Source organism: Clostridium homopropionicum DSM 5847 (assembly GCF_001263795.1).
Classification (GTDB): Bacteria; Bacillota; Clostridia; order Clostridiales; family Clostridiaceae; genus Clostridium_H; species Clostridium_H homopropionicum.
This window is the reverse complement of record NZ_LHUR01000031.1, coordinates 43,473-62,432: the sequence shown is the minus strand read 5'-3', so window position 1 is coordinate 62,432 and position 18,960 is coordinate 43,473. Positions and strand designations below refer to the sequence as shown.

Here is an 18,960-nt window from a genome sequence, read left to right as displayed (position 1 = left end):
TAAAAAGGTATAAAACAACTAGGAGGAGGAAAAAATGGCTGTTAATTTACAAAAGGGTCAAAGGATAAGCCTTACAAAGGATAATGAAGGATTATCTAGAATAATGGTTGGTTTAGGTTGGGATCCTGTAGCTCAAGGGGGAAAAGGACTACTTGGAAGCTTATTTGGAGGAGGAGCTCCAAATGTAGATTGTGATGCATCAGTATTTTTGATAGATACAAATGGAAAGGTAAGATCAAAAGAAGAGATAGTTTATTTTGGAAACTTAAAACATAAAAGTGGAAGCGTTCAACATATGGGAGACAACCTTACTGGAGACGGAGATGGAGATGATGAACAAATAGTTATTGAACTTTCAAAAGTTCCTCAAGATATAGCAAGATTAATATTTGTTGTAAATATTTATGACTGCATAAAAAGAAGACAACATTTTGGAATGATAAAGAATGCCTTTATTAGAGTTGTAAATTTAAGCAATAGACAAGAAATGCTTCGCTACAATTTAACAGATGACTATTCAAATAGAACAGCATTAATTGTAGGAGAAATATATAGAAACGGAAATGAGTGGAAATTTGGTGCCTTAGGAGAAGGAGACAATTCTTCTAACTTAGGAGAATTAGTTAATAGATATAGATAGGAAATTAAAGCTAGTCAAAGAAAACATTGACTAGCTTTAATTATATTAAGGCTCTACATAAAATATAGATTGGATAGGTCTTTCTCCAGTAGATTTATAAGGGTTGCTTATTATTTCCCCATTATAATACATAGTAGAAGAGGAACCACCATCAAGATTTATAGCATTATAAGCTCCATATTGATATAAGATATCCTGTAGCTCTCGTAAGGTTACTGCAACTCTACCTATATATTTACCATCTACAACTAAAAACAAAATGCTTCCATCTTTTCTTTGACCAATGGCTGTTCTAGGAGCAGTGCCCCAACCGCCATCTCCGGAGGTAATAGTTTTACCACCATTTACTATAAGGCAAGGACCAAAAGAAACGGCCTCACTAACTTCTAAGTTATTCATTTCATTAAGGGAATAATCTCCTACAACTAAAACTCCATCTTTAGTTATGCCAGCAATACAAATCTTTTCATCATCTTTTAAGCTGTTGTGAACTATATTGCCCTTAGATATGATTATTCCTCCTGGAGTTCCTACCTCTTCCTTTTGAGAAGTCATATCTTTATTTGCCAAAAAGCCACCTGCATTTATTGCAGCTACTGCATTATATCTTTTAGCAATGCTACTGGTAGTCTCATTTATTTTACCTAATTTATCGCTATATCCAACATGTATTTTTTTAGGATTCTTAATTACTAAAAGGTGAGCCTTAAATTTATCTCCATCAATAACATACTTTTGTATCTCATTATTATCAGACATAGAGGTGTTAATTTCTTTTCTAAGCTGACTAATATCAGATTGAACTACATTATTAATAGTATTTTTGCTAAGGATTTCGTCAATGCGCTTCCTAGACAAAAATGTTGTTGCTATCCATTGGTGAGTAGATGTTGTCATTGCAGAACCTACTACAGTAGCCTTTACATTTTCAAAAGGACCATAATACAAAATAAATGGGGCTGAAATTACTGTAAATAAGACCTCAAATAATATAAAAATTTTTTTAGGGAATTTCCCATTTAAAGATTCTTTTTTAAACATATATATCACCTTTAATTATTTTTTACCCTAAGTCTAACAATTATACAGACATATATTTTAAGATATTTCTTATTTATACTATAAAATTAACAATATATATTATACCACTATTATTTTTATCTTCATCAATAATAAAAATAAATTTATAAATAATTAATATTTTGGTAATAGAGAAAGCCTCCAACAAAATTGGAGGCCTCTTTATTGGGGAATATCGATTAAGAAGGAATTAGCAAAATTTAGATAAAACTTTTTCAAAAATACATAGTGCTGAATCAATTTCTTTTAAAGTAACATTCAAAGGAGGAAGAAGACGAATAACATTCTTTCCTGCACTTACTACTAAAAGACCTTCCTTAAAGCATTCATTAACTATGTTTTTAGGGTCTGTGTTAACTGCAACCCCAATTAAAAGTCCAATACCTCTGATGTCATCTATAACTGAATATTTTTTCTTTAATTCATTTAATTTTTCGTAAATATAATTGCTTTTTTCATCAACTGAGGATATTACACCACCGTCAATGAGTTCTGTAAGTACTGCAAAAGATACAGCACAAGCAAGAGGATTGCCGCCATAAGTAGTACCATGATCCCCAGGTACAAAGGCAGAGCTGCATTTACTATTAGTAATAATTCCTCCAATTGGGAATCCACCACCTAGAGCCTTAGCCATGCATATTACATCAGGAATTACTCCTAGTTTTTGGTATGCAAAAAGGCTGCCGGTTCTTCCTATTCCACACTGAACCTCATCAAAGATTAGTAAAGCATTGTATTTGTCACAAAGAGATCTTGCTTCTTTAAGAAAATCTATATTTGCAGGGATTATGCCACCTTCACCTTGTATAGGTTCAAGTATTACTCCACAAACATCTTCATCAAAAGCGTTCTTTAAAACATCTATATCATTAAAATCAATAGATTCTACATTTCCTATTAAAGGTGCAAAGTTTTCTTGATATTTTCCCTGACCTGTAACAGATAATGCTCCCATAGTTCTACCATGAAAAGAGTTATTCATATATATTATTTTGCTTTTACTGCTAGAGCCATTCATTCTTCCATATTTTCTTGAAAGCTTTAAAGCAGCTTCTATAGCTTCTGTACCGCTATTACAGAAAAAAGCTTTTTCATGATCACTATTTGTGCACAATTTTTCTGCAAGCTTTAAAGCATTTGAGTTCCAATAATAATTTGATATATGCATCAACTTAGAACTTTGTTCCTGTATAGCTTTTACAATTACAGGATGTGAATGACCTAAACAATTGGTAGCTATACCTGATACAAAATCTAAATATTCCTTGCCATTTTCATCATATATGCTAGTCCCAAGACCTTTTTCAAAGCTAACATCAAATCTTCCATAAGTATTCATTATATAATCTCTTGACATTTCTTATATTCACCCCTCAAGATAACTGTTTTTATTCTATTATAAAAAATATTCTTAGGTGCCACAATATTAGCCAACCTAAGTAATAAGCCAACTTTTGAATAATTATACCATCACAATTATAAATATGCAATACTTTTAGGAAATTATTCAAAAATAATTTATTGCACTTCATAGGCAATAGAATATATAATTTAATGAAGCCAAAAAAGTTTAAAATAAATATTTATGAATAATTATAAAAACTATTGAATATTTATAAAATGTTTTGTATAATTTTCTATATACTTTTAAGGGGTGATGTTATGATTAATGTTGGTGTAGTCGGAGCTACTGGATATGCAGGTCAACAACTTATTTGGTTTTTGAATAATCATTCAGATGTGAACATAGAATTTTTAACTTCTCATAGTTATGAAAATATTTCTTTTTCACAGGTGTATCCGAATTATAGAGGTTTTGTAGATAATAAATGTATAAAGATTCAGGAAGCAGAAGAGAGACTATGCACGATAAATGTACTTTTCATAGCTCTTCCTCATGGTAAATCCTTTGATTTAGCTAGAAAGGCTTTAGCAAAGGGAATCAAGGTAATTGACTTAGGTGCAGATTTTAGATTGAATTCTCCAGAAATATATAAGGAATGGTATGGATTAGAACATAATGCAGTAGACTTACTTGAAGATGCTGTTTATGGACTTGTTGAAATATATAGAGATAAAATAAAAAATAGTAACCTTATAGCAAACCCAGGATGTTATACTACAGCTAGTATATTAGGATTATATCCTTTAGTTAAGGAAAACTTAATTGAACTTGATTCTATTATAATAGATGCTAAATCAGGTGTGTCAGGAGCAGGAAGAGACCTAAAAGTAACATCTTTATTTGGGGAATGTAATGAGTCAATAAAAGCTTACGGAGTAACGACTCATAGGCATACTCCTGAAATTGAACAAGAGTTATCAATAGCTGCAGGAAAGGATATTTCTTTAGTATTTACACCACACTTGGTGCCTATGAATAGAGGAATACTTTCTACTTGTTATGGAAAACTAAAGAATGCTGTAAGTGAAGAAGAACTATATGATATTTATAATAAATATTATGGTAAAGAGCAATTTATAAGAATTATAAAAGAAATTCCTGAAACCAGAAATGTTAAAGGAAGTAATCTATGTGATATAGGACTTAGAGTAGATAAGAGAACAAATAAAGTCATTGTTATATCAGCAATAGACAATTTGATTAAAGGGGCAGCGGGGCAAGCAGTACAAAATATGAATGTTATATTCGGATTAGAAGAAAATAAGGGTATTGATGTTTTACCTATGCAAATCTAGAAGTGGGAGCTAGATTGTTATTAAAGAATACCAAGATATATTTATATGTAATTAAAGGAGGAACTGATAAATGAATGTAATAGATACTAATTTTATTAATGGGGTAAAAGGCTTTAAAGCAGCAGGTATTATAGCTGGCTTTAAAAAGAGCAATAAAAAGGATTTAGCCCTAATATATAGTGAAAAACCAGCTGTTTCTGCTGGGGTTTTCACTACAAATAAAGTAAAGGCTGCTTGTGTTACTTTAAATATGGAAAATATAAAAAATAGCAATACACAAGCTATTATAGTTAACAGCGGTCAAGCAAATGCTTGTACAGGCCAAAAGGGATATGAAGATGCAAAAAAGATAACTGAAATGGTAGCGGGTAAATTAGGTTTGAAGCCAGAAGAGGTTTTAGAGGCATCTACTGGGGTAATAGGAGTTTCTATTCCAATGGATGTTATGGAGAACGGAATAAACGAAATTACAGGATTAATTTCTGAAGATGGTGGAAAAGATGCTGCACAAGCAATAATGACTACAGATACTGTTTCTAAGGAAGTTACAGTGGAAATTAACCTTGGAGGAAAGAAGGTTACATTAAGTGGAGCTGCAAAAGGTTCAGGTATGATAAAGCCTAACATGGCAACTATGCTAAGCTTTGTAGTTACAGATGCTAACATAAGCAAGGAAATGCTTGATAAAGCATTAAAAAGCAGTATAAAGGATTCATATAATATGATTTCTGTAGATGGAGATGTAAGTACAAACGATATGGTTTTAGCTCTTGCAAATGGAACAGCAGAAAACCCATTAATTTCTGAGGAAAATGAAGACTATAAAATATTTAAGGAAGCTTTAGATTATGTTAACGTAGAACTTTCTAAGAAGATTTCAAGAGATGGAGAGGGAGCTACAAAATTAGTAGAGGTACAGGTAGTAAATGCAGTAACTGAAGAAAGTGCAAGACTATGTGCAATGTCTGTAGTATCTTCAAATCTTGTTAAGGCAGCTCTATTTGGAAGTGATCCTAACTGGGGAAGGGTTATATGTGCCATAGGTTATTCTGGAGGAGATTTTGATCCTAATAAGGTAGATCTAAGCTTTAAGAGTTCTAAGGGAGAAATGCTAGTATTTAAAGACGGAATGAATATAGAATTTGATGAAGTAAAGGCAAGCGATATTTTAAAAGAAGAATATATTATAATATATATTAATTTAAAAGATGGAGAATACAGTGCAAAAGCTTGGGGTTGTGATCTTACTTATAAATATGTAGAAATCAATGGAGAATATAGAACCTGATAATATAAAATCTAATGGTCTTGTGATCTTATTACAAAACCATTAGATTTTTTTACTGAGAATGATATTTTAGCAGCTCCTCCATTTCATTAGAATACATAGGCTTATTAAAGTAATAGCCTTGACCTTCATCGCAATTATTTATTTTTAAATACTGCAGCTGTTCTTTGGTTTCTATACCTTCTGCAATAATCTTAAAATCTAAATCGTGAGCTAGGGCTATTAGGGATTTTGTAATATGGCTTTCCTTTGAGTTTTCAGTTACCTTATCTATAAAAGATTTATCAATTTTAATTTTGTTAACAGGAAACATTTTTAAATAATTTAACGAAGAATAACCAGTACCAAAATCATCTAATGCAACAGAAATTCCAAGCTTTCTCATGCTAGCTAAAAGTTGACTTGTACGATGAGGGTTTTTCATGGACATGCTTTCTGTTACCTCCAGTTCTAGATATTTTGGAGATAGATTAGTTTTTTTTAGAATTTTAATGATTTTTCTTACTAGATTTTTACTTTCAAACTGTTTCGCTGAAAGATTAACAGCAATCTTTATAGGTCTATAGCCCTTATCTTGCCATAATTTATTCTGAATACAGGCTTTTTCGAAAACATATTCACTTATTGGAATAATTAGGCCTGTTTCTTCAGCAATAGGAATGAAATCCGCAGGAGAAATGACCCTATTATCAGGAGTCACCCATCTAACTAAGGCTTCCATTCCGTTAATGCTTTCAGTTTTTATATCATACTGTGGTTGATAAGCAATTTTAAAATGCTTATTTTTTACAGCATCCTGTAAATCTTGTTCTAATGTAAGCTTGCTTAAGTTTTGAATATATATCTGCTTATTATAAATTTTATAATTATTTTTTCTTATACTCTTTGCGTAGTGCATTGCTATGTCAGCATTTTGAATTAATTCCTCTGGAGTTTTTGAATCATCTGGGAAAATACTTGCACCAATGCTAACAGTAATATATAATTCATTTCCCCTAATGAAAATACTGGTGTTTAGTAATTTTCTTATGTTTATTATAAATTCCTGAATATCCTTTAATGAATTTATATTTGTTATAAGAAAGATAAATTCATCTCCACTCCATCTATAAAGCTTGTGAGAATTATTTAAAAATACCTTAAACCTTTCAGTAACCTTTTTTAATAATTCGTCTCCGAAAGAATGACCATGGGCTTCATTTATAGACTTAAAGTTATCTATATCAATAAATACTAGGGAAAATTTATCTTCCTCTAGCATAAGTTTTTTTAATTCTATATTTAGAGAGCTTCTATTTGGGAGGTCTGTAATAGTGTCGTAGAATGCTAACTTGTTTATATGTTCTTCCCACATTTTTCTCTTTGTTATGTCTGTATGTGATCCAGCCATTCGAATAGGAATTCCATTTTCATCCCAAATAGCCACTCCTGTATCTAATATCCATATGAAAGAACCATCTTTTTTCTTAATTCGATACTCACATTTGTATTTAGGAGTTTGTTGTTTTAGATATAAATCTAAAGCCCATTGAACTTTTTCTAAATCCTTATAATATATTAAATTTTGCCAAGAGTTATTGAGAAAAATAGTATCCTCTGTTGGATAATCTAAAAGTGTCATAAATTTTTTTGAATTATGATATTCTCCTTTTTTAATATCCCAATCCCAAATACCGTCGTTAGCACCTAATAAAGCTAACCTATACCTCTCCTCACTATTTTTTAGAAGCTCATCTTTAACTTCAATTTCTTTATTAAAACTATAATCCATGGAATCACCCCAAAAACATATATTGTAATATAATAAAATATAAATCTTAAATAAAAATGTGTATAAGAATTAATATAAGATTGTATTTAATCCTGTATTAAAACTTATTACTATGCTAAAATTAAGATTAGAAATAAAACTACTTATATAATATATGGTTGAAACGAGAAAGGATGAGTAATTTGGGAAATTTATTGAAAAATTTATCTCCAAATTTCGTGTTTAAGTATTTTGAAGAAATAAGTAATATACCCAGGGGATCAGGAAATGAAAAGGCTATAAGTGATTACCTATTAAACTTTGCAAAAGAAAACAACCTAGAGGTTATACAAGATGAAGCATTAAATATAATAATTAAAAAACCAGCTACTGTTGGTTATGAAAATGCTCCTACAGTAATTTTGCAAGGTCACATGGATATGGTATGCGAAAAAAATAATGATACAATTCATGACTTTGAAAAGGATCCTTTAAAGCTAGAAATAGATGGAGATTTTATTAAAGCAGCAGGAACAACTCTAGGGGCAGATAATGGAATAGCAGTAGCCTATTGCATGGCTATATTAGTTAACAATAATATAGAACATCCTGCATTAGAAGTTTTAATTACTACAGAAGAAGAAACTGGAATGGGTGGAGCTACTGGCGTAAAAGCAGAGAACTTATCAGGAAAAATCTTAATTAATATAGATTCTGAGGAAGAAGGAGAACTGCTATCTTCTTGTGCGGGTGGAATAAGAAATAAAGTAAGCCTTACAGTGGAACTTGAAAATAGAAAAGAAGGATTTATATCTTTTAAAATTATAATTAAAGGTCTTAAGGGCGGACATTCTGGAATGGATATCGATAAAGAAAGAGGGAACTCAAATAAATTAATGGGCCGCTTATTATACGAAATTAACCAAAAGATGGAGATGTTTATTTCTGAAATTAATGGAGGAGCTAAAAGTAACGCTATTCCAAGAGAAGCCGAGGCAATTATTTTAATTAAAGAGGAAAATAAAAATCAATTAAGTATGATTGTAGAAGAATTTGATAGAATCTTTAGAAATGAACTTAGAGCTTCAGACCCAGGAGTAAAAGCTGTATTGGAGGATGCAAATAAAAAGGGTTGCAGAACCTTCTCAAGAGCCCTAACAGATAAGATTATCCACTTACTGGTTTTGATGCCTCAAGGAATTAAAACTATGAGCATGGATATTCCTGGGCTGGTTCAAAGCTCTACTAATCTAGGGGTAGTAACTACTAAAGAAGATGAAATTACCTTTGATAGTGCTATAAGAAGTTCAATTACCAGCCTAAAAGAAAGCATAGTAAAAGAAATTCAGGACTTATCAAAACTTGTTGAAGCAGTAATGACCGTAGATTCTGATTATCCTGCTTGGGAGTACAAAGCTAACTCTCCTATAAGAGATATATTTTCTAGGGTTTATAAGGATATGTATTGTGTAGAACCAAAAATTACTGCAATTCATGCAGGACTTGAATGTGGTATATTAAAAGATATACTTGGAGATTTAGATATGATTTCCTTTGGACCAAACATGTTTGATGTGCATACACCAGATGAAAGACTTAGCATTTCATCAACTGAAAGGATGTATAACTATTTACTTGAAGTTTTAAGAAATATTAAATAGAGAAGGTGCCAGGCACCGGAGAAAGGAGAAATTAAAAGAGTTTTCTCCTTTCTCCGGTGCCTGGCACCATTATATACTATTTCAAAACTATATTATTAGAGTATAACTTTACTTCATTTAAGAATTTTACTTCAAAAGTATATTTGAATTTAGGATTAGCTACTTCTATAAAGCTAGAAATCCATGCTCTGCGAAGTTCATAGAAAACTTGTGCATCGCCATTTACAGCATCCCAATAGTCTTTATGAAGATCTTTTACAGTTCTCCATTCTAATATATCTTCTTCATTTATGCAAATGCTATTTGCACTGTCGCAAGGCATTCCTTCTAATATATAGTTATTTAAAGCGTTGAATAATTCAAAAGGAGTAGCTACATTGTATTTTTCAGATGCTTCTTTTCCACAAGCTTTTCCTTGAGATATATAACTTTCTTTTATTTTTTCTAATGCATTATCACCGAGTTCATTTAAGATATTTGTAATTAAAAATGCATGTCTAATTTCTGCAATCTTTATTCTGTTTTGAAGCCATCCATGTATGTTGCTTACATCAATAATTTCTTCTAGGGGAGCATCTCCTAAAGGTTTTTCAAAGCTAGAATCTAATACGTATAATATGTTACTAATATTCATGTTAGGATCAGCCTTAAAATCATTTATTAGGTCCTTTTCAAGATTTTCATATAGTTTTATTTTATTAAATAACCAGGAATGTATTGGAGCTAAAAATTTACTCATATTAAACACCTCTTTTATAAATTTATAATAGCAGTTTATAGTAGTATTATCTTATAAACCTTCATTAATACAAGGATTGGTACCTTATGTATAGTAGTTTATAAGAAAAACTCTAAAAAAACGGTAACTTAAGTTACGAGTCTAGCATATTTTATAAAAAAGTTGCGTTGTAAGCTTTATAAAATATATAAACTATTTTATACTAATATAAATAAAACATTTAAGGAGAAGTACAATGGTAAGTAAACAATCAATGATTTTCATGATAGTGACTGTTATCATCTGTTTTGTATTTCCAGTTGCATTAGCTGTTTATTTTCGAAAAAAAGAGAAAATATCTATTTTAGCTTTGGCAATGGGTGCATCAGTTTTTGTCATTTCACAAATGTCTTTAAGGCTTCCTTTAATAAACTATTTAAATGGTAGTGAAATATTTGTAAGCTTAATAAAATCAAATAAAATAATCTACATTGCTTTTCTAGCTATAACAGCTGGAATTTTTGAAGAGGGTGGAAGATACTTAGGATACAAATATTTCATGAAAAATAAGCTAAATTGGAAGAATGGAATTGCCTTTGGTATAGGACATGCTGGTATTGAAGCCATGGTATTAGTAGGGGCACCCATGATAAACAATATATTGTTTAGCTCAATAATTAATTTAGGAAGTTTCAATTTAGTTATGGATAAAATGCCTCAGGCACAAGCTATTGCTCTAAAGGATAGCTTAATAAATACCTCATCTTATATGTTCTTACTGGGAGGTCTCGAAAGAATATTTGTAATAGTATTTCAAATAGCACTTGCAATTATAGTTCTTGAAGGGATACTAAAGAACAATAAAAAATATTTAATAGATGCTATATTAATACATACTTTAGTTGATTATTTAGCAGGATTTAATCCAAACGTATTTATAACAGAAGGAATTATGCTTGCAGTTGCTGTAGTTAGCTTTAGATTTTTACGTAAGTCCAAGGGAAGATTTAAGGAAATGGAAGTGTACCAGGATAATAAAAATCTTATCAATGAATAGCATAATAAAGAAACCTCCTTAGATTAAGTTCTAAAGAGGTTTTTTATAATTATTTAAGCTTTACTAATAATTCTCCAGATTTAACTTGTTGTCCTTCTTTAACTATTATAGATTCAACTGTTCCGCTAGCAGAAGCAGTGATGTTTGTTTCCATTTTCATAGCTTCAATTACTATTAAGCTGTCGTTTTCCTTAACTTCATCGCCTTCCTTAACTAGTACTTTTAGAACTGTTCCAGGAATGCTTGCTCCAACTTCCAAAGCATTGTCAGGGTCAGCCATTTGTGTAGCAGTTCCTTGATTTACTGAAGCAGCAGCAGTTTTATCTTTTATTTTTATTTCACGTCTATTTCCGTTTACTTCAAAATTAAGAGTTCTGCAGCCTTCATTATCTAATTTGCTAATTTCAAGAAGTTTAACAATCATTGTTTTTCCTTCTGAGATTTCAATTTCAGCAGTTTCTCCTTCTGCAAGACCATGGAAGAAAACATCGCTTCCCATTCTGCTTAGGTCGCCATTTTCCTTAACGTATTTCAAGTAAGCTTGGTATACATCTGGATAAAGAGCGTAGCTTAAAATTTCTTTTCTAGTTGGTTCAATATCGAAGTATTTTCTTAAGCCATTTGCAATAAAGTCAAAGTCTTCTGGAGGAAGAAGTTCTCCAGGTCTACAAGTGATAGGTTCTTCTCCTTTTAATACAATCTTTTGAAGTTCTTCAGGGAAGCCGCCTTCAGGTTGACCCATCATACCTTTGAAATAAGATACTACTGAATCAGGGAAGGCCATATCTCTTGCTTTTTCCACTATATTTTCTTGAGTTAAGTTGTTTTGAACCATGAATATTGCAAGGTCTCCAACCATCTTAGAAGAAGGAGTAACTTTAACTATATCTCCAACCATAGTATTAACTTCTTTATAAGTTTCCTTAACTTCGTCAAATCTGTGACCTAAGCCAAAGCTTTCAACTTGTGGTTTAAGGTTAGAATATTGACCTCCAGGAATCTCATATTTATAGATTTCAGCAGAACCAGATTTTAATCCTGATTCGAATTTTTCGTAAACAGGTCTTACTGCAGCCCAGTAATCAGAAAGCATTTGAATTCCGTCTAAATCTATTCCAGTAGCCCTCTTAGTATTTTCAAGAGCAGCAACTACTGAGTTTAATGCAGGTTGGCTTGTAAGTCCTGACATACTGTTAAGAGCTGTATCAACAATATCAACTCCAGCCTCAGCTGCCATTATAACAGTTGCAACACCATTTCCAGTAGTGTCGTGAGTATGAAGGTGAATTGGAATAGATATTTCTTGTTTTAATGCTTTAATTAATTTATAAGCAGCATAAGGTTTTAGAAGAGCAGACATATCTTTAATTCCTAGTATATGAGCTCCCATTTTTTCTATTTCTTTTGCTTTCTTTACATAGTATTCTAATGAATATTTATCTCTAGTAGAGTCTAATATATCTCCTGTATAACATACGCAGGCTTCTGCAACTTTATCATTTTTAAGAACTTGATCTAATGCAACCTCAATACCCTTTAGCCAGTTTAAAGAGTCGAATATTCTAAATACATCAATTCCTGATTGAGCAGATTCATCTATAAACTCTCTGATTACATTATCAGGGTAATTTTTATATCCAACTGCATTTGCTCCTCTTATAAGCATTTGGAATAGTACATTAGGTATTTTCTTTCTTAGCTCTGTAAGACGGGTCCAAGGGGATTCCTTTAAGAATCTGTAAGCAACGTCAAAGGTTGCGCCTCCCCACATTTCAAGAGAAAATAAATCCTTCTCAAGAGCAGAAGTAGCTTCAGCAATCTTAAGCATATCAATAGTTCTTACTCGTGTAGCCATTAGAGATTGATGAGCATCTCTCATTGTAGTATCAGTAAGAAGTAGTTTTTGTTGTTCTTTAATCCAAGCTACAAGTCCTTCAGGGCCATTTTGATCAAGGATAGTTTTTGTTCCAGTTAAGTTTTCAGGTACAACTACCTTTGGAATTACAGGAACATCAAAGTCCTTTTTAACTCCGTGAGTTTCATTTACTACTTTATCAGCTATAAACTTAAGAATGTTAGATTCTCTATCAGGTTTAATTGCAATCTCTAATAATTCCCCATGTTCTTCGATAAATCCTGTTGTACAATTACCTTCAGCAAAAACTGGGTGATTTAAAACATTTATTAAGAAGCCAACATTGGTTTTAACACCAGATATTTTTAATTCCTTCATTGAACGTAGAGCTTTTCTAATAGCATCGTCGAAGGTTCTTGCCCAAGTAATAGTTTTAACAAGCAAGCTATCGTAATATGGGCTGATCACAGCACCAGTAAATCCATTTCCACCGTCAAGTCTTACACCAAAACCAGAACCTGTTCTATAAACATCTATTTTACCAGTGTCAGGAGCAAAATTATTTGCAGGATCTTCTGTTGTTATTCTACATTGGATAGCAAAACCTCTTGGCTTAACATCATCTTGAGAATTTATTCCTATTTCTGGACAAGATAGAGGGTAACCCATAGCAACTAGTATTTGGCTTTGAACTATATCAATACCAGTAGTCATTTCAGTTACAGTGTGCTCAACTTGGATTCTTGGATTCATTTCTATAAAATAGTGATTTCCGTGCATATCTACAAGGAACTCTAATGTACCAGCACTTCTGTAATTTACAGATTTAGCTATTTTTAATGCATCTGCACATATTGCTTCTCTTTTCTCTTCAGATAGAGAAAATGCAGGAGCATATTCAATTACCTTTTGATGACGTCTTTGAATTGAGCAATCTCTTTCATATAAATGTACAATATTTCCGTTTTTATCTCCAAGAACTTGAACTTCTATATGTTTTGGTTTTTCTAAGTATTTTTCTATAAATATATCATCTATACCAAAAGCTTTTTTAGCTTCGTTTTTTGCGCTTCTAAATGAAGAAATTAATTCATTTTCACTTCTAACAATTCTCATACCACGTCCACCGCCACCAGCAGCAGCTTTTAACATGATAGGATATCCACAACTTCTTGCAAATTCAAAAGCTTCTTCTTCAGAAGAAACAGGCTTTTCAACTCCAGGAATAGTAGGAACACCAACGCTTTGAGCAACAATTTTAGATTTGATTTTGTCCCCAAGCTTTTCCATCATGTCTCCAGTTGGTCCTATAAACTCAATACCAGCTTCTTCGCATTTTCTTGCGAATTCTGGATTTTCTGAAAGGAAACCATATCCAGGGTGAATAGCATCCACACCTTTTTTAAGAGCAAGATGAATTATTTCATCAATATTTAGGTATGCTTCTATAGGTCCAAGATTTTTACCTATTAAATAAGCTTCATCAGCCTTTGTTCTAAAAAGAGCATACTTATCCTCTTCAGAATATATAGCTACTGTTCTGATGCCTAGCTCATTACAAGCTCTAAATATTCTTATAGCAATTTCACCCCTGTTTGCTACAAGCACTCTTTTGAATTTTCTTAACATAACGTTCCATCCCCCTTAAAACACATAAATACAAAATGTAATCGTTGCAATATTTATACTTGATAGTATGCAAAAATTAAGAACAAAACTATTATACATTAGATAAAATAATATTGCAATTGCATATTGAAAAAAATTCACTTGCAAATTTCTAAAATATTCACATAGAAATTTTATGAAATTTAATACAAAATTTAAAAAATAAATAGAATTACTAGTGATTAATTTTTAAATACTGATATAATATAATCTATATGATAATGAAGCATTTATTTTAAATATTTTTATAGTATATTGATTAAAGATAATTGGTGTAAAGAAAGGTGTTATAATTGTGGACAACAAAGTAATATTGTTAATAATTCAAGCTTTAAGCTATGAAATTGCCACCTCTAAAATGAATTATATGAATGAACTAGTGGACAAGGGTGAAGCTAGATTCTACGAATTGGACATAGAAAAAGCATCCTTATTAAAGCCTTTATATGAGGATGTATTTGAAGGCACTGACCTTTTTGTCAATGCAATGATAAACAATCAAGTCATTAGAAGGCAGAGTGCTAAAAATATTTTTCAGATAACTAGAGATAATGGTTTAAAAACAGGGGCAGCTGCCTATTACTGGTTCGGTGAAGCTTATAATGAGGAAAAATTAAAGTGGCAAGAGCATAAAGAAAAAATTGATGAAGCATCAAATATACAATATGCTACTTACTATGGAAACTATTCTTATAGAGATTCTGATGTTTTCACAGATTCTGAATATATAAGGAAGAAATATAATCCTAATCTTTTGTTGGTTCATTCTATGGGAATAGAGCATGTGTCTTTAAAATACGGAGAAGATACTCAAGAATTTCGAGAAAAAGTATTTGAGCTAGATAATATTTTAGAGCTTATGATTCCTATTTGGATAGAAGGGGGCTATCAAGTAATAGTCACCACTGAAAAGAGAATAAGTTCTTCTAATAGTATAAAGGATAATGATAAAGTAGTGCCGGTTTGGACAGTAGGAAAAAAAATTAACAAGGACAACTATGAAAGTAGTATAAAAAATACAGGCATATCAGCTACTATTTATGAGGTTCTTGGTATAAAGAAACCTGAGAGGTTTATAAATTCAAATATTTTTTAGAATAAATTAGAATAAATAACTATAATAAAGGTTTTTAATAGTGCAATACTACTAAAAACCTTTTTAGATTACTTTTGAAATCTATTCTTGCGTGTTATTTTTAGCTTCAGCAGTTCCTATATCTTCAGAAGAAACCTCTTCAAATTCTACAGAGTCTATTTTTGAATTAGTTTTTATATCTTCAATCTTATCCTTTAGTTCTTTAAGTTTGCTATTTAGAGCAGTTATTTCATTACAGTTTTCTACTAATTCTGGATCAATATAATGACCGCTTGCATGTTTTTCAAATATTTTTTTACCAATATCTGAATATAATTCTTTGATTTTTGCTTCTTCAGAGTTGATTGAAAGGGTAAGTTTGGATATTTCAATTAGTTCACTAGATTTTTTTGCTAAAGCTGCAGAACCTTCTTTAGCAGAGTGTGCTACCGTGGAAGCGGTATCAATGGCAGTCTTTCTTATTTTAGAGAATGTATCTTTGAAATCCATAATAAAATCCCCCTATGATAAAAATTGTTAATAATGCTAACTTAATAATAGTTTATTTAGTAATTGCAGTCAATATGAGAAAAATCAATATGCTGAAATTTCCGATTATTTACGAAAAGTTAAATTTAATACTTTTGACTAATTTAGTATACGCCTCTATAATTATTATTAGAGACACTTCTTAGTGAAGGTATGATGTATAGAAAGGGTAGATACACTATGAACATAGCATTTTTTCTAACACCAAAAAAAGACGTTATATATGAAACTGTAAGAGCTACTATGAAGCAAGTAATGGATAAGATGGAGAAACATAAATATATGGCTATTCCAATTATAGATGAGAAGGGGAGATATGTAGGCACAATAACCCAGGGAGATTTACTTTGGAAGTTAAAAAGCACACCTAGCTTAAATTTTGATAATTTGGACAAGGTAACATTAAAAGAGATCCCAAGACAAATATACAATAAACCTGTCAATATACAAGCTGATATTGAAGATTTAATTTCATTAGCCGCAAAACAGAACTTTGTGCCTGTAATTGATGATGATCATGTTTTTATAGGTATGATTAAAAGAAGTGAGATAATTAATTATTACTATAAAATTGCATTTAAAATTGAAAACGTATAAACTTCGTAATGAATAATATTAAAATAGCTTTAAAAAGCACCAAAGCAAAGAGTAAGGATTTATCCTTACTCTTTGCTTAATAATAATTAATTAGGCTTCCATTTTATTTAGAATAAAATGGATCATGTTTATAAAATGAAATGGGGTTTAACGTTGTTATATATCTAACAAATTTCTAGTGTAGTCTAAATAAAGTTCTCTTAACACTTTAGCTTTATAGATTAAATAGCAATTCACCATAAGATGGCAATGGCCAGAATTCTGCATCAACTATAGTTTCAAGCTTATCAGCAACTTCTCTTAATTCACCCATTTTTTCAAATACATCGAATTTGTAAGAGTGAGCGATATCATAAGTCTCGCCTGTTAAGCCTTGAACTTTTTCTAATGAAACTTCTAATGCAGTTATTTTGCTCTTTAATGAAGCTGTTAATTCAGCTACTTCAGCAAGTAATTCTGTTTGAACTTTAGCATCTACTCCAGCAGCTTTAACAGCAGCTACAGATCCAGCTAAGCTAGTTTGGTACTTAATAACAGCAGGTAAAATTTGACGTTTTGCCATTATAAGTGCTGTTTCAGCTTCTATATTTATAATTGTAGAATAGTTTTCAAGATAAACTTCATAACGTGAATGCATTTCTGTTGGACTTAATACATTATGTTTTGCCATTAAAGCTATATTCTTTTCAGAAATTAAAGCCTTTATAGATTCAACTGTAGTTTTTATATTTGGAAGTCCTCTCTTTTCTGCTTCAACTACCCATTCATCTGAATAACCATTTCCGTTAAATATGATTTTCTTATGATTTTTAGCAATTTCAGTAAGAATAGCTTGAACTTCAGCATCTACATCTGATGCTTTTTCTAATCTATCTGCAACTTGAGAAAGTATTTCTGCAACAGCTGTGTTTAGAACAGAGTTAGCACCAGCAATATTACCTGAAGATGGTACCATTCTAAATTCAAATTTATTTCCTGTAAAAGCAAATGGTGATGTTCTGTTTCTGTCAGTAGCATCTTTTATAAGTACAGGAAGTGATAAAGCACCAAGAGATAGATTTCCACCTGATTTTGAAGAAGTAGCAGTTCCGTTTTCAAGTTGTTCTATTATATCTCCTAATTGTTCACCTAAGAATATAGATATAATTGCTGGAGGAGCTTCATTAGCACCTAAACGATGGTCGTTACCAGCATTAGAAGCAGAAAATCTTAGTAAATCTGAATATTCATCAACGGCTTTTATAACTGAAGTTAAGAATAATAAAAATTGAGTATTTTCATGTGGTGTTTCGCCCGGATCAAGAAGGTTGTGACCATCATCAGTGCTCATTGACCAGTTATTATGTTTACCAGATCCGTTTATGCCTGCAAAAGGTTTTTCGTGAAGTAGGCAAACTAAACCATGTCTTGCTGCAACTTTTTTCATAATATCCATTGTAAGTTGATTGTTATCTGTTGCAACATTTGTTGTACCAAATATTGGAGCTAATTCGAATTGTCCTGGAGCAACTTCATTATGTTTAGTTTTAGCTGGAACTCCAAGTTTCCAAAGTTCTTCGTCAAGTTCTTTCATGTAAGCGGAAACTCTTTCTTTTATTGTTCCAAAATAATGATCCTCAAGTTCTTGACCCTTTGGAGGTTTTGCACCAAATAAAGTTCTGCCAGTGAATATTAAATCTGGACGTTTATTAAATAATTCTTTATCAACTAAGAAGTATTCTTGTTCAGGTCCTACAGTTGTTACAACTTTTTTAACGGTAGTATTTCCAAGTGCTTTTAAAACACGAACAGCCTGTTTTGATAAAGCTTCCATAGAACGAAGAAGAGGAGTCTTTTTATCAAGTGCTTCACCTGTATATGAAGTAAAAGCTGTTGGTATATATAAAGAATCATCTTTTACAAAGGCAGGAGAAGTTATGTCCCATGCAGTATAACCTCTAGCTTCAAAAGTAGCTCTAATTCCACCGGAAGGGAAAGAAGATGCATCAGGTTCACCTTTTATTAATTCTTTTCCAGAAAACTCTAATATTGCTTTTCCATCTCCAGTTGGAGAGATAAAAGAATCATGTTTTTCTGCTGTAGTCTCAGTTAATGGCTGAAACCAGTGAGTAAAGTGAGTAGCTCCTTTTTCTAGTGCCCAATCCTTCATTACAGAAGCTATTACATCTGCTGAATCTAAATCAAGAGCAAGCCCGTTTTCTATTGCCTTTTTATAAGCTTTATAAGTAGCTTTAGGAAGACGTTCCTTCATAACTGCATCGCTGAATAAATTTGAACCAAAATTTTCGATTAACATGCTCATTACAAAATCCCCTTTCG

At 31.5% G+C, this 18,960-nt stretch carries 14 protein-coding genes; 7 read left to right on the top strand and 7 right to left on the bottom strand.

Features of this window, described 5'->3' with window-relative positions:
• Positions 1-34: 34 nt before the first annotated feature.
• Positions 35-640, top strand: a complete 606-nt coding sequence (locus tag CLHOM_RS13095) for a TerD family protein (protein WP_052222138.1) — start codon at positions 35-37, stop codon at positions 638-640.
• A 45-nt stretch (positions 641-685) separates the two neighbouring features.
• Here the strand turns inward: CLHOM_RS13095 and CLHOM_RS13090 are convergent, their stop codons facing one another.
• Both CLHOM_RS13090 and CLHOM_RS13085 read right to left on the bottom strand, forming a co-directional pair.
• Complete coding sequence (locus tag CLHOM_RS13090) at positions 686-1,681, bottom strand: phosphodiester glycosidase family protein (RefSeq protein WP_052222137.1); 996 nt, start codon at positions 1,679-1,681, stop codon at positions 686-688.
• A gap of 229 nt (positions 1,682-1,910) precedes the next feature.
• Positions 1,911-3,080 carry an aspartate aminotransferase family protein gene (locus CLHOM_RS13085; RefSeq protein ID WP_052222136.1) on the bottom strand — a complete coding sequence of 390 codons (1,170 nt, stop codon included), beginning with the start codon at positions 3,078-3,080 and terminating at the stop codon, positions 1,911-1,913.
• Between the two features lie 305 nt (positions 3,081-3,385).
• Between CLHOM_RS13085 and argC the strand changes: the two genes are divergently transcribed.
• Complete coding sequence (gene argC, locus CLHOM_RS13080) at positions 3,386-4,423, top strand: N-acetyl-gamma-glutamyl-phosphate reductase (RefSeq protein WP_052222135.1); 1,038 nt, start codon at positions 3,386-3,388, stop codon at positions 4,421-4,423.
• A gap of 70 nt (positions 4,424-4,493) precedes the next feature.
• Positions 4,494-5,711, top strand: coding sequence for a bifunctional glutamate N-acetyltransferase/amino-acid acetyltransferase ArgJ (gene argJ, locus CLHOM_RS13075; RefSeq protein ID WP_052222134.1), 1,218 nt, complete (start codon positions 4,494-4,496; stop codon positions 5,709-5,711).
• Positions 5,712-5,763: 52 nt separating this feature from the next.
• Here argJ and CLHOM_RS13070 read toward each other — a convergent pair whose 3' ends face one another.
• On the bottom strand, positions 5,764-7,482 hold the full coding sequence (locus CLHOM_RS13070) for a sensor domain-containing protein (RefSeq protein WP_052222133.1): 1,719 nt from the start codon (positions 7,480-7,482) through the stop codon (positions 5,764-5,766).
• A 173-nt stretch (positions 7,483-7,655) separates the two neighbouring features.
• Between CLHOM_RS13070 and CLHOM_RS13065 the strand changes: the two genes are divergently transcribed.
• Entirely contained in the window at positions 7,656-9,122 is a 1,467-nt protein-coding gene (locus CLHOM_RS13065; RefSeq protein ID WP_052222132.1) for an aminoacyl-histidine dipeptidase, read from the top strand.
• A gap of 76 nt (positions 9,123-9,198) precedes the next feature.
• Here the strand turns inward: CLHOM_RS13065 and CLHOM_RS13060 are convergent, their stop codons facing one another.
• Positions 9,199-9,861: a hypothetical protein gene (locus tag CLHOM_RS13060; protein ID WP_052222131.1), complete on the bottom strand. Its 663-nt coding sequence runs from the start codon at positions 9,859-9,861 to the stop codon at positions 9,199-9,201.
• A 235-nt stretch (positions 9,862-10,096) separates the two neighbouring features.
• Between CLHOM_RS13060 and CLHOM_RS13055 the strand changes: the two genes are divergently transcribed.
• The gene (locus tag CLHOM_RS13055) at positions 10,097-10,897 is read left to right on the top strand and encodes a YhfC family intramembrane metalloprotease (RefSeq protein ID WP_052222130.1); all 801 of its coding nucleotides are present in this window, start codon (positions 10,097-10,099) and stop codon (positions 10,895-10,897) included.
• Between the two features lie 49 nt (positions 10,898-10,946).
• On the opposite strand, the gene CLHOM_RS13050 is transcribed toward CLHOM_RS13055, so the two are convergent.
• Entirely contained in the window at positions 10,947-14,381 is a 3,435-nt protein-coding gene (locus CLHOM_RS13050; protein ID WP_052222129.1) for a pyruvate carboxylase, read from the bottom strand.
• 334 nt (positions 14,382-14,715) lie between these two features.
• Between CLHOM_RS13050 and CLHOM_RS13045 the strand changes: the two genes are divergently transcribed.
• The gene (locus tag CLHOM_RS13045) at positions 14,716-15,516 is read left to right on the top strand and encodes a hypothetical protein (protein ID WP_052222128.1); all 801 of its coding nucleotides are present in this window, start codon (positions 14,716-14,718) and stop codon (positions 15,514-15,516) included.
• An 81-nt stretch (positions 15,517-15,597) separates the two neighbouring features.
• On the opposite strand, the gene CLHOM_RS13040 is transcribed toward CLHOM_RS13045, so the two are convergent.
• On the bottom strand, positions 15,598-16,005 hold the full coding sequence (locus CLHOM_RS13040; RefSeq protein WP_074782880.1) for a hypothetical protein: 408 nt from the start codon (positions 16,003-16,005) through the stop codon (positions 15,598-15,600).
• Positions 16,006-16,224: 219 nt separating this feature from the next.
• Here CLHOM_RS13040 and CLHOM_RS13035 point away from each other — a divergent pair, with 219 nt between their 5' ends.
• Positions 16,225-16,641 (top strand): CBS domain-containing protein, encoded by a 417-nt coding sequence (locus tag CLHOM_RS13035; RefSeq protein WP_052222233.1) that lies wholly within the window; start codon positions 16,225-16,227, stop codon positions 16,639-16,641.
• A gap of 214 nt (positions 16,642-16,855) precedes the next feature.
• Here the strand turns inward: CLHOM_RS13035 and CLHOM_RS13030 are convergent, their stop codons facing one another.
• Positions 16,856-18,943 carry a glutamine synthetase III family protein gene (locus CLHOM_RS13030; protein WP_052222127.1) on the bottom strand — a complete coding sequence of 696 codons (2,088 nt, stop codon included), beginning with the start codon at positions 18,941-18,943 and terminating at the stop codon, positions 16,856-16,858.
• Positions 18,944-18,960 lie beyond the last annotated feature (17 nt).